This window comes from Neobacillus canaveralius (genome assembly GCF_047237705.1).
Lineage (GTDB): Bacteria > Bacillota > Bacilli > Bacillales > Cytobacillaceae > Neobacillus > Neobacillus niacini_K.
This window is the reverse complement of sequence record NZ_JBDFLL010000002.1, coordinates 85148-111046: the sequence shown is the minus strand read 5'-3', so window position 1 is coordinate 111046 and position 25899 is coordinate 85148. Positions and strand designations below refer to the sequence as shown.

Annotated in this window: 23 protein-coding genes and 1 riboswitch; all 23 genes read left to right on the top strand. The window is 37.1% G+C overall.

What is annotated here, in order from left to right; translation table 11 throughout:
- The first annotated feature begins 13 nt into the window (after window positions 1-13).
- The 23 genes from ABC255_RS28735 (at window position 14) to ABC255_RS28625 (ending at window position 25765) form a co-directional block, all read left to right on the top strand.
- Window positions 14-967: a phosphoglycerate dehydrogenase gene (locus ABC255_RS28735; protein WP_412998734.1), complete on the top strand. Its 954-nt coding sequence runs from the start codon at window positions 14-16 to the stop codon at window positions 965-967.
- A 210-nt stretch (window positions 968-1177) separates the two neighbouring features.
- Window positions 1178-1327 (top strand): hypothetical protein, encoded by a 150-nt coding sequence (locus tag ABC255_RS28730; RefSeq protein ID WP_412998733.1) that lies wholly within the window; start codon window positions 1178-1180, stop codon window positions 1325-1327.
- 372 nt (window positions 1328-1699) lie between these two features.
- Window positions 1700-2653, top strand: a complete 954-nt coding sequence (locus tag ABC255_RS28725) for an aldo/keto reductase (protein WP_412998732.1) — start codon at window positions 1700-1702, stop codon at window positions 2651-2653.
- Window positions 2654-3354: 701 nt separating this feature from the next.
- Window positions 3355-4095 carry a GntR family transcriptional regulator gene (locus tag ABC255_RS28720; protein ID WP_412998731.1) on the top strand — a complete coding sequence of 247 codons (741 nt, stop codon included), beginning with the start codon at window positions 3355-3357 and terminating at the stop codon, window positions 4093-4095.
- 25 nt (window positions 4096-4120) lie between these two features.
- The gene (gene xylB, locus ABC255_RS28715; RefSeq protein WP_412998730.1) at window positions 4121-5650 is read left to right on the top strand and encodes a xylulokinase; all 1530 of its coding nucleotides are present in this window, start codon (window positions 4121-4123) and stop codon (window positions 5648-5650) included.
- A 69-nt stretch (window positions 5651-5719) separates the two neighbouring features.
- Window positions 5720-6298, top strand: coding sequence for a glucose-6-phosphate isomerase family protein (locus ABC255_RS28710; RefSeq protein WP_412998729.1), 579 nt, complete (start codon window positions 5720-5722; stop codon window positions 6296-6298).
- A 69-nt stretch (window positions 6299-6367) separates the two neighbouring features.
- Complete coding sequence (locus tag ABC255_RS28705) at window positions 6368-7318, top strand: phosphoglycerate dehydrogenase (RefSeq protein WP_412998728.1); 951 nt, start codon at window positions 6368-6370, stop codon at window positions 7316-7318.
- The gene (fsa, locus tag ABC255_RS28700) at window positions 7302-7964 is read left to right on the top strand and encodes a fructose-6-phosphate aldolase (RefSeq protein ID WP_412998727.1); all 663 of its coding nucleotides are present in this window, start codon (window positions 7302-7304) and stop codon (window positions 7962-7964) included. Before ABC255_RS28705 ends, fsa begins: the two co-directional genes overlap by 17 nt.
- 50 nt (window positions 7965-8014) lie before the next feature.
- Complete coding sequence (locus ABC255_RS28695) at window positions 8015-9028, top strand: ABC transporter substrate-binding protein (RefSeq protein ID WP_412998726.1); 1014 nt, start codon at window positions 8015-8017, stop codon at window positions 9026-9028.
- Window positions 9029-9091: 63 nt separating this feature from the next.
- Entirely contained in the window at window positions 9092-10582 is a 1491-nt protein-coding gene (locus ABC255_RS28690; protein WP_412998725.1) for a sugar ABC transporter ATP-binding protein, read from the top strand.
- 17 nt (window positions 10583-10599) lie between these two features.
- Entirely contained in the window at window positions 10600-11586 is a 987-nt protein-coding gene (locus tag ABC255_RS28685; RefSeq protein WP_412998724.1) for an ABC transporter permease, read from the top strand.
- Window positions 11587-11620: 34 nt separating this feature from the next.
- Window positions 11621-12589 (top strand): phosphotriesterase family protein, encoded by a 969-nt coding sequence (locus ABC255_RS28680; RefSeq protein ID WP_412998723.1) that lies wholly within the window; start codon window positions 11621-11623, stop codon window positions 12587-12589.
- 22 nt (window positions 12590-12611) lie between these two features.
- Complete coding sequence (locus tag ABC255_RS28675) at window positions 12612-13550, top strand: shikimate dehydrogenase (RefSeq protein WP_412998722.1); 939 nt, start codon at window positions 12612-12614, stop codon at window positions 13548-13550.
- Between the two features lie 19 nt (window positions 13551-13569).
- On the top strand, window positions 13570-14250 hold the full coding sequence (locus ABC255_RS28670) for a bifunctional 2-keto-4-hydroxyglutarate aldolase/2-keto-3-deoxy-6-phosphogluconate aldolase (protein WP_412998721.1): 681 nt from the start codon (window positions 13570-13572) through the stop codon (window positions 14248-14250).
- Window positions 14222-14983: a glucosamine-6-phosphate deaminase gene (gene nagB, locus ABC255_RS28665; RefSeq protein WP_412998720.1), complete on the top strand. Its 762-nt coding sequence runs from the start codon at window positions 14222-14224 to the stop codon at window positions 14981-14983. Before ABC255_RS28670 ends, nagB begins: the two co-directional genes overlap by 29 nt.
- Window positions 14984-15119: 136 nt before the next feature.
- The gene (locus ABC255_RS28660; RefSeq protein WP_412998719.1) at window positions 15120-15335 is read left to right on the top strand and encodes a hypothetical protein; all 216 of its coding nucleotides are present in this window, start codon (window positions 15120-15122) and stop codon (window positions 15333-15335) included.
- Window positions 15336-16052: 717 nt separating this feature from the next.
- Window positions 16053-17069 carry a hypothetical protein gene (locus ABC255_RS28655; RefSeq protein ID WP_412998718.1) on the top strand — a complete coding sequence of 339 codons (1017 nt, stop codon included), beginning with the start codon at window positions 16053-16055 and terminating at the stop codon, window positions 17067-17069.
- Window positions 17070-17085: 16 nt separating this feature from the next.
- A complete protein-coding gene (locus ABC255_RS28650) occupies window positions 17086-18204 on the top strand; it encodes a hypothetical protein (RefSeq protein ID WP_412998717.1) in 1119 nt (372 codons plus the stop codon).
- A gap of 216 nt (window positions 18205-18420) precedes the next feature.
- Window positions 18421-18617, top strand: a riboswitch (cobalamin riboswitch).
- Between the two features lie 255 nt (window positions 18618-18872).
- On the top strand, window positions 18873-20759 hold the full coding sequence (locus tag ABC255_RS28645) for an anaerobic ribonucleoside triphosphate reductase (protein WP_412998716.1): 1887 nt from the start codon (window positions 18873-18875) through the stop codon (window positions 20757-20759).
- A complete protein-coding gene (gene nrdG, locus ABC255_RS28640; protein ID WP_412998715.1) occupies window positions 20756-21244 on the top strand; it encodes an anaerobic ribonucleoside-triphosphate reductase activating protein in 489 nt (162 codons plus the stop codon). Before ABC255_RS28645 ends, nrdG begins: the two co-directional genes overlap by 4 nt.
- A gap of 357 nt (window positions 21245-21601) precedes the next feature.
- A complete protein-coding gene (dcuS, locus tag ABC255_RS28635; protein WP_412998714.1) occupies window positions 21602-23209 on the top strand; it encodes a DcuS/MalK family sensor histidine kinase in 1608 nt (535 codons plus the stop codon).
- Window positions 23206-23961, top strand: a complete 756-nt coding sequence (locus tag ABC255_RS28630) for a response regulator (protein ID WP_412998713.1) — start codon at window positions 23206-23208, stop codon at window positions 23959-23961. Before dcuS ends, ABC255_RS28630 begins: the two co-directional genes overlap by 4 nt.
- 331 nt (window positions 23962-24292) lie before the next feature.
- Complete coding sequence (locus tag ABC255_RS28625; RefSeq protein WP_412998712.1) at window positions 24293-25765, top strand: anion permease; 1473 nt, start codon at window positions 24293-24295, stop codon at window positions 25763-25765.
- Window positions 25766-25899 lie beyond the last annotated feature (134 nt).

Sequence of the window (25899 nt, the reverse complement as noted above, 5' to 3'; positions counted from 1 at the left end):
AGGAGTTTTTACTATGAAAAAGGTTGTTAGTTTAGCAAGATCATTTGCCAAGCTATCTGATGAACCCATCCGTTTGCTTGAAAATGCAGGATTTATTGTGGAAATAAAAAGGAATCATCAAGTCTATGATGAAGAAATTATTGCTAGTTTAATAGGTGAAGCGGATGCTTGTATAGTCGGTTCGGATAAAATTGGTTCCATTGTCTTTGAAAAGTGTCCGAATTTAAAGGTCGTTTCAAAGCATGGCGTTGGATTAAACAATATAGACCTAGCCCTAGCAAAACAGCAGGGAATTATCGTCACCAATACCCCTGGGGCAAACAGTCAAAGTACTGCAGAGTTGGCATGGAGCTTGTTAATGGCTGCCAATAGAAATCTTTATAATGAGGCAAGGGGTATAAAGGAAAATAAAGGGGATTACAAAGCATCGGTCCTTCAAAATGATTTACATATTAAAACATTAGGGATTATTGGATTTGGCCAAATCGGCGAAACGATTGCCAGAATTGGTAAAGCATTTTGCATGGAAATAAAGGCCTACGACCCATTTAAATCTTTGGGAATAGTAGAAAAAGATTATGGAATCGTTGAGATGGTTTCTTTGGATAAGCTATTTGAGTCTTCGGACTTCATTTCAGTTCATGCACCTGCAACGAAAGAAAACCATCATATGATTAATAAAGCAACGATAAGTACAATGAAGGATGGAGTTATCATTGTCAATACTGCTAGAGGAGAACTAATTTGCGAAGATGATTTATACGAAGCCCTTATTAGTGGGAAAGTTAAAGCGGCAGGATTGGACGTTTTTGAAGGGGAGCCTCCATTAAATAATAAGTTGCTTGAACTTGAAAATGTTATTGCCACACCCCATATTGGAGGTCAGTCTATTCAGTCTAGCATAAAATTGGGAATACAAGCTGCACAAAACGTAATTAAATATTTGAGCATTGTAGAAACTAAATAAAAACGTTTTAAGTTAATTGACATCTTTGCGGATACATTAAGAAAAGGACAAATCAGACTGATTTGTCCTTTTGATGTGCCAGGCATGTGCAAAATCTATATAAATCGGGGATTTTACAAAAGTCAAATATTTCATACAAACCTTGCAATACCTTACTTGGAAATCCAAGGTTTGAAAAGTATATTTAATAAATAAATCTATTGACTTCTAATGCAATTTGGCCGGGTTTATAACCAATACGGATATTACGTTGGTTTTATAGTAGATGATGATAGGGTTGTAAGAGATACTTCTAAAATACCAGAAGTTAAAGTGTTAGTTCCGTTAAAACCAATAAAACCAATTCAATTAAACCCTTAAAGCGTTTAAGAATTTCTCTGCTGAATCCTTGTATTGATGTATTTCAGGATTCAAAAACATCAAACAAATACTTTCTACGCAAGCAAATAAAATCATTCGATAATTTGTTGGGTTATGGTATAGTTGCTGTGGACGGAACATTTTAGGATATTAATAGATACAATAAGGATTCAATACTCAATGAATACGGAAACAAGTATGGTGTTAATTTGCCATTCAACCAATACTCTAATAATCCTTCATTCCGTTTCATATCATAGTTATAACCGAACTGTGAATAATTAAAAAGTGTTTAAAGTAGACAGTGAATTACCGTTAAAGATGTTGCAGACAGAATTAAGTAATAATTTACAACATTTTGGAGGGATAAATATGAAATATAAAAAATATAAAGTAATTGATGAAGAGCTTTCAATACTAGGGCTAGGAACTTGGCAATTTTCTGGAACACAGGATTGGGAACAATTTGATATGATTGAAGCAATTAAAATCGTTCATGCAGCGATTGATAGAGGTATTAATTTCGTTGATACAGCTCCTGTTTATGGCTTAGGCCATGCTGAAACCGTTGTTGGAAAAGCAGTAAAAGGAAAAAGAGACAAAGTATTTTTAGCAACAAAAGTAGGTCTTGCTTGGAATGAAAACAAAGAAGTTCGCAATAACTTAACAAAAGAAAACATCTTTAAAGAAATTGATGATAGTTTAAACCGACTCCAAGTTGATTACATAGATTTGTATCAAATTCACTGGCCAGATCCGAATACTGATATTCGTGAGTCGATGGAAGCTCTAGCTCTATTAAAGGATCAAGGGAAAATTCGCTACATTGGAGTTTCCAATTTTTCGCTTGATTTAATGAAACAGGCAATGGAAATTACAGAGGTTGTATCACATCAAGGTTTATATAATATATTTGAACAAAACGCAGATACTTATCATGGAATTACATTGAACTATCAAGTGAAAGATTCATTATTATCCTTCTTAGAAGAAAATAATCAATTTTTCTTGCCATATAGTCCATTAATGCAAGGGTTGCTTGCTGGAAAAACACAATTTGATACAGGTGTAACAATTAATAATCCAAAGCTTCAAGGTAAGGTAGTAAACAATTACATCAAAGCTGCTAAAGAAGTTGAAACCGTTATCGATAAGCCTATTCATGAAATTGCATTAAATTGGTTAATCTCACAGAATCAGGTCGGTCCTGTTATTGCTGGTGCGACAAAAGCAGAACACCTGGAAAAAAATCTTGATTCCTTATCATGGCAGATGAATTTAGAGCTATTTAGAAAAATTAATGAAATAGTTTCAAGGATAAAATAGGAATCTAATTGATGTGTTTAATAAAAAATAGGCTTGATTGGGTTCTGGAGTGGACTTGAAACGGCACTCATATTTTCAGTGTTATAAGACAATGTAAATCTATATTAGTGGCAGAGGAATCAAAGGGAGTATATAATTATCAAATTCAATATATTCATATATTTTCTTTAATAAGTAAAGTAATGAAACAAATTACTAAAAAGTGCCTTATTTTGAACAAGGCACTTTTTCTCTTTATTAAATGCACTATTTTGTTTTCGAAATTCAGTGAAAATCTAGAGCTCATATATAATAGTTCCCTTTCTCGAATGAAACAGTCATTCCTTGTTTAGTATCTTCTTAGAAAATCTTTGTCCTTCCGTACTTATAAAATAATCATAGTATTCATCATAGGTATACCATTTTTCATCTATGATGCAAGTTATAGTAGGTTACTTTACATAAACGAAAGTTAGGAGTATTTCTTTCTCTTCTTGATAAGACCTTCGAAGTCTATCAATATTGCCTCTAACTTGAAGACCTAATCAGATTCAAATACTTTGAAAATAAATTTTGAAAAATAATGATTAAATATTCAAAAAATAAAATTGACAATTGCTTAAACAGTTGATATATTAATTACAAGGTCACTGGTAAAGACAACTTAACGTCACGCTGACCTGTCAGGATGACAGGATATTAATGTAGATGGGGTGAATTAATTGTTATTAAATGATTCTATTAATAAAGAGAGTCCGCTGCCACTTTATTATCAATTAAAAGAATTAATAAAAAAGGAAATAGAAGAAGGGAAATTAACACCAGGAGAAATGATTCCTTCTGAACGAGATCTCGGGGAAAGATTTGAAATTAGCAGGCCGACAGTACGGCAGGCAATTAATGAGCTAGTAAATGAAGGAATCCTAAATCGGAAAAAGGGATTAGGGACTTTTGTTGCAAAACCAAAAATCAGTCAGCAATTCCTTGAAAATCTAACTAGCTTTCAAAATGAAATGAAAGCAAAAGGGCTTCCATATTCAACGAAGGTTATTGAACAAAAGGAAGTTCTATCATCACCAGAATTAGAAAGCGTGTTCGGAGAGGGTTATTCTTCTTATATTTTTATAAAAAGATTGCGTTATATCAAAGATAATCCAGTGGTTGTTGTTTCTACTTATATACCAAAACAGTTAGCTCCTGATTTGATAAATGCAGATTTAACAAATGCTTCATTGTACGAAACTCTTCAATTAAATTATAACTTGAAAATTCAAAGAGCTCAGCGGGTAATGGAAGCAGTAGTTGCTTCGGATGAAGATGCAAAATGGTTAGAATTAGAAAAAGTGTCGGCTGCTATGTTTATTAAAACAACAGGATTTTTGGAAGATAACCGAATCTTTGAATATTCATTAGCCCGTTACCGAGGAGATTTAACAAACTTCACCGTCAACTTATCAATTTAATGATGTATAGATAGGGGGGATTCATGTGAGGAGTCGCTATATACTTGCACATGACATTGGCACTACTGGAAATAAAGCCACTTTATTTTCAGAAGATGGTTCAATTGTTGGGAGTACTTTCAGTGGGTATGATACTAATTTCCAAATGATTGGTTGGGCGGAACAAAATCCAAATGATTGGTGGAAAGCAGTCTGTGAAACTACGAAACTTTTAATTCGAAAATCTAGGATTGACGCTCGTTCGATTGCTTGTGTTACATTCAGTGGTCAAATGATGGGGTGTGTCATTGTCGATCGTGAGGGAGAACCATTACGTGATGCGATTATTTGGGCAGATATGAGGGCTGAGGAAGAAGCACATAAACTAAGAGAAAACTTGGGAATGAAGGAAGTCTACCATATAACAGGTCACCGGGTCAGTTCTTCCTACTCAGGTGCAAAGCTGGTTTGGGTTAAAAATAACCAGCCGGAAATTTTTCGTGAAGCCCATAAAATACTTCATGCAAAAGACTTTCTTGTACATAAATTAACCGATGTATTTGCTACCGACTACTCTGATGCATCAGGAATGAACATGTTTGATATTAGAAAAAAAGAATGGTCCTCAGAAATTTTACAGACATGGGAAATAGATGAAGGTATTTTACCTGACGTATTTCCTTCAACTCATATTGTTGGAGGGGTCACTCAAAGGGCTGCTCAAGAATCTGGGCTTATGCCCAATACACCTGTTGTCATTGGTGGTGGAGATGGTTGTTGTGCAGCAGCGGGTGTGGGTGTTGTTTCCAATGGTGATGCCTTTAATTATATTGGTTCCTCATCATGGATTGCCTTAGCAACAGAAGAACCTATTTTTGACCCTGAAATGAAAACGTATACATGGATCCATCTTGATCCTACAAAATATTCTCCTAATGGAACGATGCAAGCTGCGGGAGCATCTTATCAATGGGTACGAGATCAACTTTATCTAAATGAGAAGCAACAGGAAATTCAAAATGGAAAAAGTGTTTATGATTTCATGAATGATACAGCTTCATTATCTCCACCTGGTTCGAATCGTTTGCTTTACCTTCCATATTTAATGGGGGAACGTTCTCCAAGGTGGAATCCAGATGCTAGAGGTACTTTTGTCGGCCTTCATATCACACATAATCGCGCTGATTTGACAAGAGCAGTAATGGAAGGTGTAACGCTTAACTTAAAGGTTATTATGGACTCATTTTTAAATGCTGGAGTAAATATAGAAAAAATGTGGGTATTAGGTGGTGCTGCAAAAAGTAAGCTGTGGAAACAAATTTTTGCAGATATTTATGGAGTAGAGATCATGGTTCCACATTTACTTGATGAAGCCACATCAATGGGTGCTGCAATTGCCGGAGCTGTTGGAGTTGGAATTTTAAAGGATTTTGAGGAATCGAAGAAATGGGTTCATATAAAGGAAACCATTATGCCGATTCGGGAAAATCAGCTAATCTATCAGAACTTATACAGAACCTCCAATCAGGCGTATGAGCAGCTTGTCCCCGTCTATGAACGATTATCTACAATTTAAATTTTCTAAATATTAGTTGTAGATTAATATTTAGAAATTGTCAAAAAAAGAATGGAGAGAAAATTGAAAATGACTAAACATTTTAAACCTTTTAACACACTTTATATTGATTCTCAATCTATCTTAGAGCCAAAAGGGAAAGAGATAACAAGAAGACTTTCAGATATGGTCGAAATGTATCAGGATCAAGAGGCAGCCCAAGCATTGTTAGATGAAAATCCCCTTATCTATGAAGTATTTAATGTAGAAGTTCCCGAGAATATTGAGCATATCCAGCACTGTATCACGGTTTTATATCCTGGAAAAGTCGGAGAAGAATTCTTTATGACAAAGGGCCATTACCATGAAATATTGAATAGAGCCGAAATTTATTTCTGTTTTAAAGGTGAAGGTAAACTAGTAATGCAAACCCAAGATGGTGACTATGACGAGTTGGATATGAAACCAGGGACCATTTCTTATGTCCCCCCAAATTGGGCACATCGTACTGTAAATACAGGGAATGAACCATTTGTATTCTTTGCAGCTTACCCTGGAGATGCAGGTCATAACTATGGCGAAATTGAAAAGATAGGGTTCAAAAAGGTAATAGTTAATGAGGCAGGCACAGTAAAAACGGCAGATAATCCTCGTTACCAATTTTCATAGATTTAAAGTTTAATAGAAGCCAAAAAGTATTTTGACCGTTAGAGAATAATAAATGTGGAGGTAATTCTTTTGAAAAAAATACTAATTACCCCAAGATCCTATGGCTTTTTTGATGAGGGTCAAATCTTAAAGCAATTTGATCCCAATCAATTTGAAATTTTAAGAGAAATAGGTCCGTTCAGGGAAAACGAACTCGCAGAGAGATTGAAAGGCGTTCACGCAGCCATTGTTGGAACTGATCAAGTGACAAAAAAAGTGCTAGAAGCGGCTGATCAATTGGAATTAATCGTAAAGTATGGAGTAGGTCTTGACAATATTGATTTAGAATTCGCAAAGGAAAAAGGAATTAAAGTTGAAAATACTCCTGGAGTTAATACAGAAGCAGTAGCCGATTATACCTTTGGTCTCTTACTATCTTTAGCGAGACAAATTCATATTAGTGATATGGAAATTCGACAAGGTCTTTGGAAAAAGCGAACAGGCACTGAAATCTATCAAAAGACAATTGGAATTTTAGGACTTGGTGCGATAGGGAAATCGATTGCTAGACGCGCATATGGATTTAATATGAAAATACTAGCATATGATCTTTATCAAGATAAAAGCTTTGCTAATCAATTTGAAGTCACTTACTGCGAATTAGAAGAGATTATTGAACAAAGTGATGTAATCTGTATTCATTTACCTCTAAATAACGAAACAAAGCACTTAATTAATAAAAATAGTCTTGCAAAAATGAAACCGAATACATTTATTATCAACACAGCCAGAGGTGGAATTATTGATGAAAAGGCAATTTATGAAGCCATAAAAGAAAAGAGAATCGCCGGGGCTGCTATTGATGTATTTGAAGAAGAGCCACTAAAGAATTCCCCTTTAGCAGAACTAGAAAATATCATTCTAACACCACACAATGCCTCAGCAAGCGAAGAAGCAACTCAGCGTATGACAACCCAGACTACTGATAAAGTATTGAGATTTTATCAAGGCAGGGGAGAGCTAATTGGAAATCTACATTGATACAGCAGATTTAACAGAAATTAAGCAAGCGATGACTTTATCGATTTTAGATGGAGTTACAACTAATCCTTCCATTCTCTTAAAGCAAGGTGTCTCATACAAGGAACGCTTGGCTGAAATCAATGAAATAGTGGATGGGAAGGTTTGGTACCAGGTCGTAAGTGACAATTCTATGGAAATGGTTAAGGAAGCCCAAGAGGTTGCAGCTTTATTAAGCCAGCCAGTGATTAAGCTGCCGATGGGAGCGGAGTCCCTTAAAGCTTCCAAAATTCTATCGGACCAAGGAATAGAAACGAATATGACTCTAGTGTTTTCGGTAGCACAGGCAATCCTATCAGCAAAAGCTGGTGCAAGTTACGTTAGTCCATATGTTGGAAGGATCAATGATATTGGCTGGTCTGGACATCAGTTAATAAAAGATATCGCACAGATGTATTCCATTCAAGGATTTCAAACAAAAGTAATTGGTGCTAGTTTACGAGGAACTCAAGATATAGTTTCCATTGCGGAACTTGGTGCAAAGGCTGCAACCATGCCTTTCAAGGTATTGATGCAAATGTTACATCATCCCATGTCAGACATAGGTCTGATTCAATTTAGGGAGGATTGGAAAGCCTACCAAGCCCAGCTTATAGAAAATTTCTAAAAATAATAGTTATATCTACTAAAATATTTAAAATTTGGAGGGGAATTTATATGAAGATTAGAAAAAAAGTAGGTTCAATGATTTTAGCAGTTTCTTTAATGGGTGGATTAGTAGCTTGTAGTCAATCATCTAATGGGAAAGATTCAAAGGAAGAAGGCAACGAACCTCGTGATATTGCAGTCATTATCAAAGCAACGGATTCTGGATTTTGGCAAACTGTATTACGAGGTGCAAAGGCGGCTGGAGAAGAACTTGGAGATAAAGTGAAAATTTCGACTGATGGCCCCCCGTCTGAGGCAGATATTGATAAGCAAGTATCGATTTTAGAAAATATTATTACCAGTCAGCCGGATGGGATTGTTATTGCATCAACAAGCTCAGATGCAACAGTACCGGGAATTGAAAATGCAATGAGTCAAGATATTCCAGTTGTTTTAGTTGATAATCGAGTGAATACCGATCAGTTCGTGAGTTTTCTTGCAACGGATAACCTTAAGGGTGGAGCGATTGCAGCTGATAAATTGGTTGAAGAATTACAGAAATCAGGAAAAGAATTAAAAGGAAAAGTAGCAGTAGTCAGTGCGATGGCTGGTGTACAGGTATTAACGGATCGTGATAAAGGATTTATTGACCGTTTGAAGGAAATAGCTCCTGATATCAAAGTTCTTGATACCCGTTATGTTGACAATGACATTACAAAAGCACTTGGTACAGCACAAGATATTATTACAAGTAACCCTGATCTTCTTGGATTCTTCGCTGATAATAATCACACTGGAATCGGTGTAGCGCGTGCGATTTCAGAAGAGAACTTACAAGATTCGATTCCGGTAATTGCATACGATTCTGACGAAGAGCAAATCAATTCTTTAAAATCTGGTGCGATTGACTATCTAATTGTACAAGATCCATTTGGAATGGGTTACAAAGGTGTCATGAATGTGATCGCGAAACTTGAAGGAAAAGAAGTTGAAAAAGAAGTAGATACGGGTGTAACAGCAGTGTCAATGGAAAACTTCGAGGATGAAGAAGTGCAACAGTTATTGTATCCAGAGAAGCGATAAGAACATAAATGCGCACACCCTAGAGTTCTGGGGTGTGCGCGAATCAAAAGAGGGGGAATCTGCTTGAATAAGCCTCTAGTCGAAATGAAAAAAATAGTGAAAAAATTTAAGGGTACTACTGCTCTTAAGGGAATAGATTTTGAAATCATGCCGGGAGAGATTCATGCGCTGCTTGGTGAAAATGGTGCAGGTAAAAGTACATTAATTAAAATTCTGACCGGCGCTTATTCTCCCGAAGAAGGCGAAATTATTGTTAAAGACCATGTTTTCCAGTCTATCCCTGTAAAAGAGCTAGAGGATCTAGGGATAGCGGTAGTGTATCAGGATTTAAAATTGGCACCTGAGGTATCCATCATGGAAAATATTATGATGGGAAAGCTGCCGAAACACTTCGGATTATTTGTAAATAAAAAGAAAGCAATAAAGATTACAAAAGATGCACTGATAAAAGCCGGTATCGGTAATATTAACCCTAACGAAAAAGTAGGTCATCTTAAGATGGCGGATCAAGAAATTATCGCAATTGCAAAAGCATTATCTAAAAATGCCAATCTATTAATTCTTGATGAACCAACGGCTCTTTTAGCAGAGGACGATGTTCAAAAGCTGTTTAAAATTTTGAAGGAATTAGTTAACCAAGGAGTTTCTATTATTTACATTTCCCACCGCTTAGAGGAAATATTCCAAATATGTGATCGACTTACCGTTTTACGTGATGGCAATAAAATCTGGACGAAGCCAATTACTGAAGTCAATAACGATATGCTAATCGATGCAATTGCAGGTAAGATGCAAAGTGAAGGGGATGCTTACTATACTGCTGAGATAAAGGAAGACTTAATCGAGTTAAGGAATTTTTCGAATGAGCCCTATTATAAAGAAATTTCATTAAAACTTAAACAAGGTGAAGTGGTTGGTTTATTTGGTCTAGTAGGAGCAGGAAAAACTGAATTACTTAAAGGTATTTATGGATCAATTCCGCCAAAATCAGGGGATATTCTGGTTGAGGGGGAAGAATTTCATCCCAAAAATCCTCGTCACTCTATTAAAAAGGGGATTGGTTTTGTAGCTGAGGATCGCAAAACGGAAGGGTATTTAACGAGAATTTCTATCTATAAAAATGTCAATATTTCATCCTATAAAAAAGCTTCGACCCTTGGATTCACGTATTCAAACCTTGAAAAGAATCGAGCTTTAGAGATTATGAAAGACTTTAATGTGAAATATAGTTCTTTAGAGCAGGATATTGATGATTTAAGTGGAGGAAATCAGCAAAAAATTGTAGTTGCAAAATGGAAAGGGACAGATATTAAGGTATTGCTGCTTGATGAACCAACAGCAGGGATTGATGTTGGGGCACGGCGAGATATTTTTAAGGTTTCAAGGCAATTTGCAGATGAAGGGAAATGTGTATTTTACTGTTCATCCTATTTGCCAGAACTACTCGAGGTTTGTGATCGAATCCTTGTAATGAGTGAAGGGTTGATTACGGGTGAATTTAAGCGATCTGAAGGGTTTGTCGAAAAAGATATCATGACAGCAGCATATGCTTAGGAATGGAGGGGTAAACCATGGCAGAAAAATCTATTGTTGTCGAACAAGAAACGGTTGGGTTAAAGAAAATTAAGCTGAATTATAAATTAATATTTTCGTTATCACTACCTTTAATTTTATTTCTAATGTGGCTAGTAATCTCATTCTTAGAACCAAGATTTTTCACTTTGAATAATATATCAAACCTGGGAAGGCAAACAGCGATTATTGCTATCGTTGCTATTGGTCAAACCTACGTCATTATTACCAAAGGGATTGATTTATCAGTAGGATCTACCTTAGGGATATCGTGCATTACATCTGCAATGTTACTTGTATCTGGTGTTTCAATCTTTATGACATTTGTAATCATCTTGGCTATGGGATTATTGATTGGATTATTAAATGGTTTCATTATTTACGATATGAAAATTACTCCGTTTATCGCGACTTTGGGAACGATGACGATTGTCCGAGGTGCCACACTTTTATTCAGTGAAGGCAAGATTATATCTGGTGTTCCAAGAGAATTTATACAAATTGCTAATTCAGATATTTTTGGCATTCCATATTTGATTGTTATCCTATTTATCATTTCAGTCATTTTTATGGTCATTTTGCGTTATACAGTATTCGGGAGAAACTTATTTGCTATCGGAAGTAGTGATGAGGCTGCACGTCTTTCTGGGGTAAGTGTAAGAACAACAACGTATGGAGCTTATATGATTTCTGGTTTACTTTCCGCTCTCGCTGGATTATTGATGACCTCACGCTTAGCAAGTGGTGTTCCTACTGCTGGTACATCCTATGAGCTTGATGCAATTGCCTCCTCTGTAATTGGTGGTGCAAGCTTATTTGGTGCCCAAGGAAGTGTAATCGGTACCATTATTGGATCATTGATTATGTCTACTCTTCGTAATGCTGGGAACCTGCTTCGAATTGAACCATTTTGGTTACAAATTGCAATCGGAGCACTGTTGATTATCGTTGTTTTCTTTGATCAAATCCAGAAAAAACGCAGCTAATAACAAAGAAAGCTTATAAAAGGAGAGTCTTTCCTTGAAACCATATGTGCAAACCGTTTTAAATCAAAAAGCTGCTAGTGACATTGGCTTTTCTCAATGTCATGAGCATTTATTTTTAGCAAAAGGAAAGCCTTCAACACTGAACAAGGTTCTATTGATTGACGATTACGGTCTTACTTTAGCTGAGGTGGAGGAATACAAAAGAAATGGTGGGACACTTCTTGTCGATGCACAACCTCTTGGCTGTGGGAGGATGGAAGAGAACTTAGCCTGTTTATCAAGGCAAACAGGTGTGGATATTGTTGCATCAACAGGTTTCCATCGCCTTGATTTTTATGAGGCAAACCATTGGATATTCAAATTTGATGAAACAAAATTGGCTGAGATATTTATTTCAGAAGCTCTGAAAGGGATGTTTGTTGGGTCTGATTACGGTGAGCCTGTCAGTCAAATAACTGCTAAAGCAGGGATGATTAAAACGGCTGTTAGCCCTAATGGTATTGAGCCTAGAAATGAAAAGATGTTCAGTGCTGCAGCTGAAGCCCAGCTTCAAACAGGATTGCCAATCATGGTTCATATGGAAAAAGGAGCGGACCCTTTTCAGGTTATCCGTTATTTTGAAGAACGTTCTGTTCCATTGGATTCACTAATCCTTTGCCATCTTGACCGTACCCATTTTGATTATCAATTACATAAAGAGATTTTAGCAACTGGTATTTTTGTAGAGTACGATACCATCGGTCGGTTTAAATATCATGAGGATTCTATGGAAGCAATATTGATTGAAAACATGATTGAAGCTGGATATGTGCGGCAAATACTTTTAAGTTTAGATACAACACGTGAGCGTCTTGGCGCATATGGTGGCTCGATTAGCTTATCTTACTTACTTAAAAAATTCATACCCTATTTAATAGAGCGTGGCTGTCCTGAATCATTGATTACTATCATGACAATCGAAAATCCTAAACAAGCGCTTTTAGTAAGAAATAATTGTGGGTAATAAGTTGAAAGAAGGCGAAGAAATGAAACTTGTGAAAGCAGAAAAACCAACTTTTTATTTTATTGGTGTTACGACACAGCAATCGTCCATAATGAAACTATTTCCTTTATGGGCCAAGGAAATGGGAATCGACGCTGACATTAAAGGTATTGACATTCCGATTCATGCAGATAAAACAGAATATCAACAAGTAACAAGGTTTCTAAAAGATGATGAATTATCGCTAGGTGCACTGGTTACTACCCATAAAATTGACCTTTATGAAGCGGCATCACATCATTTTGATTACCTGGATCCTTATGCGGTAAATTTCCATGAATTATCTTGTATTTCTAAGAAGGATGGACAATTCAGAGGATTTGCAAAGGACCCAATTACAAGTGGATTATCATTAGAGGCTTTCATTCCTGAGAATTATTGGAAGGAATACCGTGGAGAAGTGTTCATTATGGGCGCTGGAGGTAGCGCAATTGCTATTGCTGCGTATTTATTAAATTCCGAAAATGGGGAAAACATTCCTAGCAAAATATATGTAAGTAATAGAAGCCAACCTAGACTTGATTCAATGAAGGATATTATAAATAAAATTAATCCAGATGCAAATATAGAATATCTTTTAGCCCAAACGGCCGAAGACAATGATAAGATCCTAGCAAAAGTAAAAGAGCATTCATTAATTGTAAATGCAACAGGATTAGGAAAAGACCGTCCAGGCTCTCCACTTTCAAACGGTTGTCAATTTCCAAAAAATAATTTTGTGTGGGAACTCAATTATCGTGGTGATTTACTATTTTTGCACCAGGCAAATGAGCAAAGAAATGAAATGCGTTTACATGTTGAAGATGGTTGGATTTACTTTATCCATGGGTGGTCCCAAGTCATTGCTGAAGTATTCCAAATAAATTTGGATGAAAATAAATTTAACAGATTAGTACAAATTGCAAACTCACTTAGGAATTAAAAAGCTTGGAGGTAAAGGCATGGCAACGAAAGAAGCTATATTAAAAGAAATAATCGCAAAAAAGGTAGTTGCAATTATTAGGGCAGAAACGTCTCAAGAGGCATTTGATATTTCGGAGGCTTGTATTGAAGGTGGAGTATCCATTATCGAAGTTACCTTTACAGTTCCGCAAGCAACACGTGTAATTGAAAGATTAGTAGATAAATATAAAGATAGTAATATTGTAATTGGTGCAGGAAGTGTTCTTGATTCAGAGACAGCAAGAATCGCAATGCTATCTGGTGCTGAATTTATTGTCAGCCCTTATTTGAATGATGAGACAGCAAGAATTTGTAATCGTTACCGGATTCCCTATATGCCTGGAGTCATGACTATAAAAGAATCGTTACAAGCATTAGAGCAGGGAGTAGATATTTTGAAATTATTCCCTGGAGAAGCGTTTGAAATGAGCACGATTAAATCAATAAAAGGACCCCTTCCCCAAGCTCAACTGATGCCTACTGGAGGAGTAACAGTTGATAATGTTGAACAGTGGCTTGAAGCTGGCGCTGTTGCAGTTGGCTTAGGTAGTTCATTAATAAAGAGTTCTAAAAAAGGTGATTACTCTGAAATTGTAAATCGTTCCCGTGAACTTTGTGAGAAAATAAAAAAATTTAAGGATATGAAAAGTAATGGAATTAATCATATCTCAATCTATTAAAACACTTAATGATTATTGTGCAGGTTTACTTTCAAAATGTATAAAGGAAAAGAATAATGCGAAAATAGGCCTGGCAACGGGGAACACTCCTATTGGAATCTATCAATCCCTTGTTTCTCTTTTTCAATCAGGAGAAGTTGATTTTACAAATGTAAGAACATACAATCTCGATGAATATCTAGGATTACCGAAAAGCCATCCTTCTTCCTTTTATTCGTTTATGAGGAAGCATTTGATTGACCATTTGAACTTAAAAGAAGAGCATATCAATATTCCCCATGGTAATATAGCTTCTCCAGAACAGGAGTGTATAAGATATAATCATATCCTTGCTCAAGCCGGCAAATTTGACGTACAAATTTTAGGCATCGGGTTAAATGGGCATATTGGTTTTAATGAACCAAGTGCTGCACTTTCACCACATACGCATATTGTTAAGTTAACGGAAGAAACCAGGAGGGTGAACTCCCCGGCTTTTTCTTCCTTCGATGAAGTACCAACACATGCTATTACCATGGGAGTAGCAAGCATACTTCGCTCAAAATCGATTCTATTTATGGCCTTAGGGAAAGAAAAATCTAAGATTATGAAACAAGCCTTAGAAGGTCCAGTTACAACACAATGTCCTGCTTCACTTTTACAGCTGCACCCTAACTGTACAGTATTTTTAGATGAAAAAGCTGCATCGGAATTGGATGTAAAAAACGATTTTTATGATGTTCAATATATTTAGATGTATCATTTTTGTTAACCTTGGTCTTCATTACAACTTGTAGGTCCATGTTGGTGTAATTAATATTGATGAAAAAGCCTTACGAAAACAATTTTTGTTTTCGTAAGGCTTTTTTTGTAAAAATCTTATCAATATAATGGATAATTACTCAGCGAAGAGATTTAGATTCCCTGATCCTCATTTAGCTGTCATAGTAATTCCTGTAATTTTCCACACTTCATTCTCATTTAGTAAAGAAAATGATATTCCCCTCCTAAAGTCAATTTATGATCCCAAAATTTATTTGGATGTTCATGAAATGCTTGAAAATAGGCTTTACAAGTGGCAGTGGATTGATCTTGCAATTCAGTGATATGATTGGTTATGATATGCAGAGTCATTTTATATTTAGATAAAGCTGGATCACAATGCTTTATTAGAGCATTCACGTCAAGCTTGGCTGGCTCTCAGCCTGTTAAGGACATGTAATCAATGGTTATTTGAGCAATCCCTTGATATATAAGGGTTTTTGAGTTGAATGTTAACATTTTGCTAACGCAATCCAATAAAAAACGGTTAAATATCGTTAAAGATGTTACAGACAGAAATTAGCATAACCTTGAAATACCGCACTTTTCGTACACAATGTTAAAGATATTACACACTCTCACCTTACGGGCGGCATGATGTAATAAGGGGTTAAAAACCTTATTGCATCAACGTTTAATTCAATATTTCGGTTTTGTTTGTGCTCGTGTCCTCGGATAAGGATATTTTGGACAATGGAAAACCGTTCAAATGAAAAGGTCTTTCATCAGTTTACTAAACTGATGGGTGGCCTTTTCGTTCGTATTGGCAGTCATATATTTCTTAGAGATTACCTTGACCTAATAGTTTCGATTTCCTCAGTTGTATGTGAGTAAAGCCCATTTGTTTAAGTAGATTTGATTCATCCATTATAGAATCAGCTTAGGTTAAAAGAACTCTTTCTTTGTTAAAGAAACGAAAAATCGACAAAAAAAATAATAGTAATGTAGAATAATGTCTATGTGGGTTATGATGCCCTGCCTTTTTGGAAGGGGGTGAAATAATGAACATACGGCATTTATTTATATCAGGTCTAATTGTTGGAGCCGCCATGTTTTTACCGGGCAATGTCTTTGCTGAAGAGAACGAACTTATTGGACTGCAGAATTCTCAAAAAGCTCCTGGACAAGTTAGTCCTTCAGTGGGAATTGATAACGCAGCAGTAAAATCAGACGTTCCGGCCAAGGAAGAAGCTATAGTGGGACCCGCAGCTGTGAAACCAGATGTGCCGGCCAAGGAAGAAGCTATGGTGGGACCATCAGCTGTGAAACCAGACGTTCCCGCCAAAAAAGAAGCTGTGATGGCATCTAATCCCTCTATGAAAAATCAAGGTGGGATTAAGCAGCAGCAATCTAAAGTCCCTCCTAACAATCCAGCTTCCCAAAAGTCAGCTGCAGCATCACAAAATTTGCATGATCAGGCAAAAGGTCATGTGCAGTCTGCTTTAAATAAGACTGAAAAGGCCGTTAATGAGGCTCGCGATCCTGAAAAAGTGTCAGCTGTTCAGGAACATAATAATGGATTAGAAAAGAATACGCCGACTCCTAAAAATGGGTCTGGAAATTCTGATTTAGATTCTTTACATAATTCTGAAACTGAAGTAAAAAAACAAGTCTCCCCTGCAAGTTTTGAACCTCAAGGGAAGGACACAGTTTTATCAGTAGTCAAAAAGGAAAGTCGTTCTGAACCCCTTTTGCAGGAGTCACTAGAAAAGAGTGGTATCCCATCAGCTGAGGAAAAGATTCCAAAGGTCAGTGAGGTGCCGACCCTAACTCAGCGGACGGGCACTAACGGGGGACCATCAAATGACCGGGGCAGTCAGGGATTAAATACTATAAGTTTTCTAGATAAATGGTTTGTATGGAATCCATATTATGAAATCCAGCTTGTCCAATCTTATCTCTCTCAGCATACATGGTTGAATAATCAATGGGTGAATGCTCCACCTTCACCACCACCAATAGCAGCTCCTTTTTACTTAACGTTTACTGTTAACTTAGCCACAGGTAACGATAAATAAAGGAGCAAAATTGGAAATGAAACATTATTCTAAACCATATAAACTTATTAAATCTTTTGTATTAACTGGAGTATTGTCATTTGGACTTATGGCAGGAGGCCCTTTTACTGCGGCGGCTGAAATTGATAAAGCCAAAGTGGAGCCTGTTCAAGCTGCGCAAGCAAACAGTTCCGTAAATGTACATGCTAATGTAAAAGGAAACCCTGCAGTTCCTGCACAAGATACGGATTCTGTACAACTTGAGTCTCCCGTGCAACCTGAAGTTCCTGCTCAGGATAAAGAAGTAAAAGCTGAGAGTCAACATAAGGAAAAAGGTAGTATCGGAAAATCACAGGCAAGTATACATGCCAGTGAAACAGCTAAAGAGAATGCCTCAGAAAACTCTGCCATCTTTTCCGAAACACCAGTAGCAGAATATAATGAAACTTCCGAAAACCCAAATGACCTTTCTAATCCTTCAGTGGCAGAATTGAACGAAACGGATGCTACAGAGGAATATTTTTTCGGATCAGATTCCGCTACATTAGCGAATCCTGAAGGACAGGATTTTTATATAGGGAAGTTAGGCTTTGGGAACAATGTGCAATTTGATGCAAGTACAGGCGGTGCAATTTATTTCAGTAGCGCTAGAGCACAGGATGCTACCTATGTTTACGGTTACTGGTTTTTATCCGGTATGCAAACTGCGCCATCAGAAATGTCGGCAAGCGATTGGGGTGTACATCAGGCCAAATTAGCATTACAAGCCTATGAAACTATGAAAAGTGTATATGGTTCAAAAGTTAGACCTGTTATCTTTGTTGATGTAGAACCGGCTCTAACCGGTATGAAAGACTATGACTATGCAAATAATCAAATGATTTATAACGCATTTGTGGATTATCTAAATCAATATGGACAAGGTGTTAAACCTGGTACCTATTCATCTCCAGGGAGCTGGGAACGCACAATGGGGGACTTTTCACCAAGCACTCCAGGGGCTTATTGGGTCGCTTATTATCCGAGTGACATTCCTACAAATTTGACAACAAGCAATTCAGATTGGCTTAATTTCCCTGGAACAAACGAAAAGGCAGAAATTTGGCAGTACTATGGTGGATATGATGACTATAATGTAGCTTGGAAACTACCATAAACGAAATATAAGGCAATAGCAAAAACCACTTCCAATAAAAAAATTAGGAGTGGTTTTTTGTGTTTTTAAAATTTGCGTATCAAAAGGATACGAAAAAGTGATTAGAGATAAAATGAATAAAAATATTATACTTGTAAAATAAAAAAGTATCATTTACTATTATATATAGTAATTACTACATATTGATGTCTGTGTTTATATAAAAAACTATATATAGTATTTGTCTGAGAATAAGATGCGATAATCGCTTAATAGGGAATCCGGTGGGAAGCCGGAACTGCCCCCGCAACTGTAAATGCTGACGAAATAAATGACCACTGTATAAGATAGCTTAGTTTTAGGTGCTTATATGGGAAGGGTTTAAAGTAGGAGGACGCATGAGTCAGGAGACCTGTCTTATTTTGATTGTTTCAACTTCTTCGGGGACTTGAGAAGATGAAATGGTGGCCAAAAGAAGAATGTAATTCTCCATGATTCTTTGTGATGTTATCGTTTCATCTATCCGCTCAGGTTCCCTGGGTGGATTTTTTTGCGCAAAGGGAAGGAAAACGGATTAAAACTGTGGTTCGGTCGTGATTTATACGAAACGGGTAAAAAATAAAGTAGAGTTGTTCGATAGATTTACACTTATTTAGATTAAACAATAATCAGAAACGGTAGTGGAAAAAATGGACAAGTTGTTAGAACAATTTGATGAAATCGTTAACAGCAGTAATCAAGATCTAGTTCAAGAAAATGCGAATGTAGATGGATTGTCCCCCATGGGTATGATGGGGCTGTTTGCCTCTGCATCAGCAAAACAATATACCGTAGAAAATCTTTTATCAGAGGATATAAAGCAGGCCTATTTAAATGGTTATATTCATATTCACGATCTGGATTTTTATGCCAGTGGAACAACAACCTGTTGCCAGATTCAATTATCTAAACTATTAAAGAATGGATTTGATACAGGGCATGGACATATGAGGCAGCCAAAATCCATTGGGAGTGCAATGGCATTAACAAGTATTATTATCCAGGCTAATCAAAATATGCAGCATGGTGGACAATCCATTCCATGTTTCGATTACGATCTTGCTCCCTATGTTCGGATGACATTTAAAAGAAAGCTAGAGTTAGTTAAAGAGTTGGCTGTAGGTGTTAGGGAAGAATATTTGGTAAATAAAGCTTGGGATTTAACCGATAAAGATGTATTTCAAGCATGTGAGGCATTTGTACATAACAGTAACTCCATGCATTCACGCGGCGGTGGCCAAACACCTTTTATTTCAATTAATCTTGGAACGGACACATCGAAGGAAGGAAGAATGGTTACACGAAATCTTCTCCTAGCTACACAAAAAGGATTAGGAAATGGTGAAACACCTATTTTCCCTATCATCGTTTTTAAAATAAAAGCAGGCGTAAACTTTAACGAAGTAGATCCAAATTATGATTTGTATCGCTTATCATTAGAAACAACAGCGATAAGATTATTTCCAAACTACGTATTTGTTGATGCGCCTTTTAACCTACAATACTATGATGGAACACCAGGATCAGAGATTGCGACGATGGGATGTCGGACACGTGTGATTGGGAATGTAAATGGAAAGGAAACGTCAGTGGGAAGAGGAAATCTTTCTTTTACAACAATCAACCTTCCACTACTTGCAATTGAATCTGACTCATTAGACGATTTCAAAGTAAAACTAGAAAAGTATACAGATCTTTGTATTAAACAACTATATGAACGCTATCTCTACCAAGCTTCGAGGACACCCTCACATTTTAAGTTTCTATATGGGCAAGGGGTTTGGTGGAATGGGGAAGAATTAGATCCCCAAGAAAAATTAACTGAAATCCTTAAACAAGGGACGCTTTCTGTTGGCTTTGTTGGCTTATCAGAAGCACTTGTGCAATTAACCGGTAAACATCATGGTGAAAGTGAAGCATCCTTCAAGTTAGGATATGATATCATCCAATACTTACGGTCGAAAATGGACCAAGCTATAATAGATTATGGCTTAAACTATTCTTTATTAGCTACTCCTGCGGAATCTTATGCCGGAAAAGCGCTAAGGGCAGCGAGAGCTAAACACGGAGTAATACAAGGTGTAACAGATCGGGAGTATTTTACAAATAGCTTCCACGTGCCAGTTTATTATTCGATTCGTGCTATTGATAAAATCAAAATCGAAGCTCCTTTCCATAATTTAACGAATGCTGGGCACATCACATATATTGAAGTGGATGGCAATGCATCCCGTAATATTGATGCACTCGATACATTAGTTCGAGCTATGCAAAAATATGGGATTGGATACGGAAGTATTAATCATCCTGTAGATCGATGCACTAAATGCGGTTTTCAAGGAATCATTGATAATGAATGTCCGAAATGTGAAAATGATGATGAAACAAAGATTGAACGGATTAGAAGAATTACTGGATACTTAGTAGGTTCATTGGATAGATGGAATTTAAGCAAGCAGAATGAGGAACGTGATCGATTGAAACATCAGGTAGCGAGTGTCAAACATCCTAAACAGTCTAACAAGGAGCTTAGATGAGAATATTAAACATCCTTCATGACTCCATTGTTGATGGGGTAGGATTGAGAACGGTGATTTTTTTTGCTGGTTGTCCTCATCACTGCAATGGCTGTCAGAATCCAGATTCATGGAACTATAGTAATGGAAACGAATGGACAGAAACAGAGGTTTTTGTAGAAATCCTGCAAAATGAACTTTCTGACGTAACCTTCAGCGGCGGCGAACCTTTTCTGCAAGCAAAGGAAATTGCTCCCTTGGCAAATAAATTGAAACAAGAAGGAAAGAATATTTGGTGTTATACAGGCTATTTGTATGAGGAATTATTGAAAAATCATGATCATGCTGCACTGCTTGAACATATTGATGTATTAGTTGATGGGAGATTTAATTTAACGAAGCGAGACCTATCTTTATGTTATAAAGGAAGTTCAAATCAACGGATTATTAACGTTCCAAAAAGTCTTGAAAATAAACAAGGAGACTTGATACTGGAATTTCATTAACTAATTACAAGCTACTTATAGAGGTTGAAATCCTTTTCCATCCTTTACTCTTTTCACTTGCTCCAATTTCACAGTTTCCTTTACCCTGGCTAGAAAAAATAATAATATTGTTAGGGTACGATGATAGCAATTATCGCACTGTATTGAATTTAGCTAGGAATTAAATGACAAAAGCAAAATAATAATTGGAGAAGGTCTTCCATCAGTTTGTAAAACTGTTGGGAGGCCTTTTCTTTTTGCACATTTTTATTGTTGGATGATTAAGTAGTTTTCGCCTTCACAATATTGAAACACCTATACTCCTTTAACACCATTACAATAAAGGAAAGTCATATAAATTAAAGGGAGCCATTTCTTATGAAGTTAAAATTAAACCTCCCCCTGCGTTATAAAATCACGTTTCTAGTATGTGGGGTAAGTATTCTATGTTTATTAGTAACGAATTATTTTATACAGAGAAATTTTGAGCAAACCATCATCGCAAATATAGAAGAAAAAGCAAAGGTGGTATCTAAAACAGCTGCACTTTCTCCGGTTTTTGTCAATGGACTAAGCGGGAAAATAAGTGATCCAGCCATCCAACAATATGCGGAGAAAATGCAGAAGGCAGCAAGTGTTTCTTTCCTTGTTGTCCTAGACATGAATGGAATTAGAAAGTCCCATCCCCTGCTAAGTAAAATTGGCAAGAAATATGCAGGCGGTGATGCAGGGGAAGTTTTTAAAGGTCATGAACATATATCAATTGCCAAGGGAACATTAGGAAAATCGTTACGATATTTTACTCCAGTATACAATCAAAACGGCAAGCAAATAGGAGCTATTTTGGTAGGTATTTTAATAGACGATGTGGAGCGGCAAGTCGCAAAGAGTACAAGAGTGATCTTTTTCAGCATGATATTAGGAATTTTCATTGGTTTAATTAGTGCGATTGTTTTAGCAAATAAGGTGAAGAAAATATTATTTGGAATGGAACCAGTAGAAATAGCCCATCAACTCGAGCAAAGGAGTGCAATCTTGGAGTATGCACGTGAGGGGATTATCGCAGTTGATCAATCCTCAAGAATCACACTCCTCAATAAGGAGGCTTCCAGATTAATAAAGTTAATGGGAATTTATAACGATCCAATTGGAATGGAAATAGGACAGGTGATGCCTCAGTTTCAGTTGTCCTCATTGATAAGCGGCGGAGAAAAATTACTTGATAAAGAATACTCGTTTCGGGGTATTGTCATTGTTGCCAATATTGTGCCCATTTACGTAAATCAGCAAATCACTGGGGCTGTAGCCACTTTTCGTGACAAAACAGAAATCAAACAATTGGCTGAACAGCTTACAGGAGCAAGAGAATATGCGGAGGCACTAAGGGCACAAACGCATGAATTCATGAATAAGCTCCATGTCATCCAAGGATTGGTCACAATGAAAATTTATGATAAGCTGACTGATTACGTAAAACAAATCTCTCACTCCTTTCAAACCGAGGTTGGCTATTTATCGAAACGAATCAAAGACCCTGTTATTGCAGGATTTATCATTGGTAAAGCCAGTTATGCGAGGGAAAATGGAGCACAGCTTAAGGTCACAGAAAATAGCTATATTCCAAAATCAAATAATAATGATGTTATACAAGATTTAGTCACCATCCTAGGAAACCTAATTGATAATGCAATAGATTCCTTACAGGGCTGCAAAGAGAAAAAGGTGGAGGTAGAGGTGCGTCCGGTTGAAAACAATCAACTATCAATCATAGTTTCTGACACAGGAATGGGAATGAATAGGGAAGTTCAAGAGCAGGTACTTGAAAAAGGCTTTTCCACAAAGGGAGATAACCGAGGAATAGGACTTTATTTGGTCTTTGAAACGATTAAGAAGTTAAATGGAAAAATGACGATTTCATCCGAACACCAACTGGGAACGACAATTCATATAACGATTTCATTGGAGGGAAAGGAGCAGGAGTTATGATTAAAACGGTTATAGTAGAAGATGATCCGATGGTAGCCGAAATCAATCGCCGTTATTTAGAACAAATCGAGGGATTTGAGCTTGTTGGAATGGCTGGAACTATAGAAGCTGCCCTATTTATCCTGGAAAAGAAAGAAGTTGAATTGCTTCTGCTGGATATTCATATGCCGGGAGAAAATGGCTGGAATTTAATGTCGAAAATCCGCGGCTTAGGAAGCGAAATGGACGTCATCGTTATTACTGCTTCTTGCGACAAGGAAAGCATCAAGAAAGGGCTCCGATTTGGTGCAGTAGACTATCTAATTAAACCGTTTGAGTTTGAGAGATTCCAGTCTGCACTCATTACCTATCAAAAAGAACAAAGAGTGATGGATGATCAGGATCAGCTTAATCAAACGGATTTAGACCAATTATTACTTCATAAAGAACAATTGGTTTCAGAGGCTTATGAGCTACCAAAAGGGTTGACAAAAGACACACTTTGTAAAGTGTGGAAACAGGTCATCAAAATGGGCAGGGGCACTTGCTCAACAGAGGAGCTTGCCAGTAAAACTGGCATATCAAGAGTTTCAATGAGAAAATATGTCCATTTTCTAGCGGACATTCAAGTTCTGGAAACGGAAATTGAATATGGCGCAGTTGGTCGTCCAGTGTATATGCACAGGATGACAACTGATGCCGGAAAAATAATGGCTGCCCGGCCGCTTAGTGAAAAATGTTTAAAGTGCAATGAAAAGGTGTGTATTAAATGATAAAAATTCCAAAGCAGTATCTCCCTTTCGAATGGAGGTACTGCTTTTTTACTTATATGAGATAACGTTAAGAACTTTAGTTACATAAGTTTTTAACAACTTCCATAAACTATAAACAGTCTGCCAAATCTATTATTCTTGAATTACAGATTTAAGAATAATATAGGCGACGGGGGATGGTTAAAAATTTTATATCCGTACAGTTCAGCCGCTTTATAGGAAACTTCTAATCTTGGATTAGCAGTTATTTTATTAAAGATGTTTGTGAAGGAATTCACAATATTGAACAATTTGTGAACAAAGCATTTTAAACCAAAAAGGAGTTGAAATGATGGCTATTCCTATTTCGAAATTACAGCAGCAACAGAAAAAAATTCAAGTAAAAGAAAAGCTTCCTGCAGAGGTAAAACTAGTTCCATTATTAATAACCGTGGGAATTGGAGCGATTATTTGGTTCATTCATCCGCCGCATGGCTTGTCAGACCAAGCATGGCACTTACTGGCGATATTCGTGGCGACGATTGTCGGCTTAATAATCAAGCCGCTGCCAATGGGAAGTGTTTCGATTTTAGCCTTAATGGCGACCGTCCTAACAAAGACACTTACGATCGAGCAGTCACTTAGCGGGTTTCAAAATACAACGATTTGGTTAATTGTCATCGCCTTTTTCATTTCACGAGGATTTATTAAAACAGGATTGGGTACAAGGGTTGCTTATATGTTTGTTAAAAAGTTCGGGAAAAGAACGCTTGGATTATCGTATTCACTGATTGCCAGCGACTTAATTTTATCACCGGCTATGCCATCGAACACCGCTCGTGCGGGCGGCATCCTTCTCCCAATCATCCGCTCTCTATCCGTGGCCTACGGTTCAAAGGTAGGAGACGGAACGGAAAGAAAAGTGGGAGCATTTCTAACTAAGGTTGCTTTCCAAGGTGACATGATTACTTCAGCTATGTTCCTAACCGCGATGGCGGCTAACCCTTTGGCAGCCCAAATTGCCGGAGATATTACAGGAAAGCACATCAGCTGGATGGGCTGGGCAACAGCAGCCATCGTCCCTGGTCTACTTAGCTTAATCTTAATCCCTTATGTGATTTATAAGCTATATCCGCCAGAAATTAAAGAAACACCACAAGCACCGCAAATGGCAGAAAAGAAATTAAAAGAAATGGGTCCATTGAAAAAAGAAGAGTACTACATGATCGGGGTATTCCTCTTGATCTTAGCGCTTTGGATTTTTGGAGCCAACTTAAACATCAGTGCAACTACAACGGCCTTTATTGGTTTAGGAGCACTGCTCGTCACACAAGTCCTTTCTTGGTCGGATATTAAAAAAGAAGAAGGAGCTTGGGATACGTTAATTTGGTTCTCTGTCCTTGTTATGATGGCAAGTTTCCTAAACGAATTAGGATTAATTCCATGGTTTAGTGAAACCATGCAAGGTGCCGTAGACGGTATGCCGTGGATGTGGACATTAATTATTCTGTCTGTTGTCTATTTTTACTCTCATTATTTCTTTGCCAGCAACACCGCCCACGTCAGTGCGATGTACTCTGCTTTCCTTGCGGTATTAGTTGCAGCTGGAGCACCGCCGGTTGTATCGGCTTTAGTGTTAGGTGTATTTAGCAACTTATTTGGCTGTATCACTCATTATAGCTGCGGGCCGGCACCGGTATTTTTCGGAAGCGGATATGTGTCCCAAAATAAATGGTGGTCGCTTGGATTCATTATTTCCATCATTCATATTGTCGTCTGGTTAGGCGTCGGCGGACTGTGGTGGAAAGTATTAGGTCTTTGGTAAAGCAGTGTTGGAGGGGGAGAAGAACATTAGATCAACTTGTTGCTTTGAAAGCTTAGAGACACGGCAATCGCTCGAACTTTACCATAGAGCTGATGATAATTATGAGTTATGGATTCCATACTTGGTCTGTACAA

Excerpts from the sequence above, each read along its gene's own strand:
- ABC255_RS28650 (WP_412998717.1), top strand. The coding sequence starts at position 17,086 with ATGAAACATTATTCTAAACCATATAAACTTATTAAATCTTTTGTATTA.
- ABC255_RS28655 (WP_412998718.1), top strand. The coding sequence starts at position 16,053 with ATGAACATACGGCATTTATTTATATCAGGTCTAATTGTTGGAGCCGCC.
- dcuS (WP_412998714.1), top strand. The coding sequence starts at position 21,602 with ATGAAGTTAAAATTAAACCTCCCCCTGCGTTATAAAATCACGTTTCTA.
- ABC255_RS28660 (WP_412998719.1), top strand. The coding sequence starts at position 15,120 with ATGGATAATTACTCAGCGAAGAGATTTAGATTCCCTGATCCTCATTTA.
- ABC255_RS28630 (WP_412998713.1), top strand. The coding sequence starts at position 23,206 with ATGATTAAAACGGTTATAGTAGAAGATGATCCGATGGTAGCCGAAATC.
- ABC255_RS28645 (WP_412998716.1), top strand. The coding sequence starts at position 18,873 with ATGGACAAGTTGTTAGAACAATTTGATGAAATCGTTAACAGCAGTAAT.
- nrdG (WP_412998715.1), top strand. The coding sequence starts at position 20,756 with ATGAGAATATTAAACATCCTTCATGACTCCATTGTTGATGGGGTAGGA.
- nagB (WP_412998720.1), top strand. The coding sequence starts at position 14,222 with ATGGAATTAATCATATCTCAATCTATTAAAACACTTAATGATTATTGT.
- ABC255_RS28685 (WP_412998724.1), top strand. The coding sequence starts at position 10,600 with ATGGCAGAAAAATCTATTGTTGTCGAACAAGAAACGGTTGGGTTAAAG.
- ABC255_RS28730 (WP_412998733.1), top strand. The coding sequence starts at position 1,178 with ATGCAATTTGGCCGGGTTTATAACCAATACGGATATTACGTTGGTTTT.
- ABC255_RS28675 (WP_412998722.1), top strand. The coding sequence starts at position 12,612 with ATGAAACTTGTGAAAGCAGAAAAACCAACTTTTTATTTTATTGGTGTT.
- ABC255_RS28625 (WP_412998712.1), top strand. The coding sequence starts at position 24,293 with ATGGCTATTCCTATTTCGAAATTACAGCAGCAACAGAAAAAAATTCAA.
- ABC255_RS28670 (WP_412998721.1), top strand. The coding sequence starts at position 13,570 with ATGGCAACGAAAGAAGCTATATTAAAAGAAATAATCGCAAAAAAGGTA.
- ABC255_RS28725 (WP_412998732.1), top strand. The coding sequence starts at position 1,700 with ATGAAATATAAAAAATATAAAGTAATTGATGAAGAGCTTTCAATACTA.
- ABC255_RS28710 (WP_412998729.1), top strand. The coding sequence starts at position 5,720 with ATGACTAAACATTTTAAACCTTTTAACACACTTTATATTGATTCTCAA.
- ABC255_RS28735 (WP_412998734.1), top strand. The coding sequence starts at position 14 with ATGAAAAAGGTTGTTAGTTTAGCAAGATCATTTGCCAAGCTATCTGAT.
- ABC255_RS28695 (WP_412998726.1), top strand. The coding sequence starts at position 8,015 with ATGAAGATTAGAAAAAAAGTAGGTTCAATGATTTTAGCAGTTTCTTTA.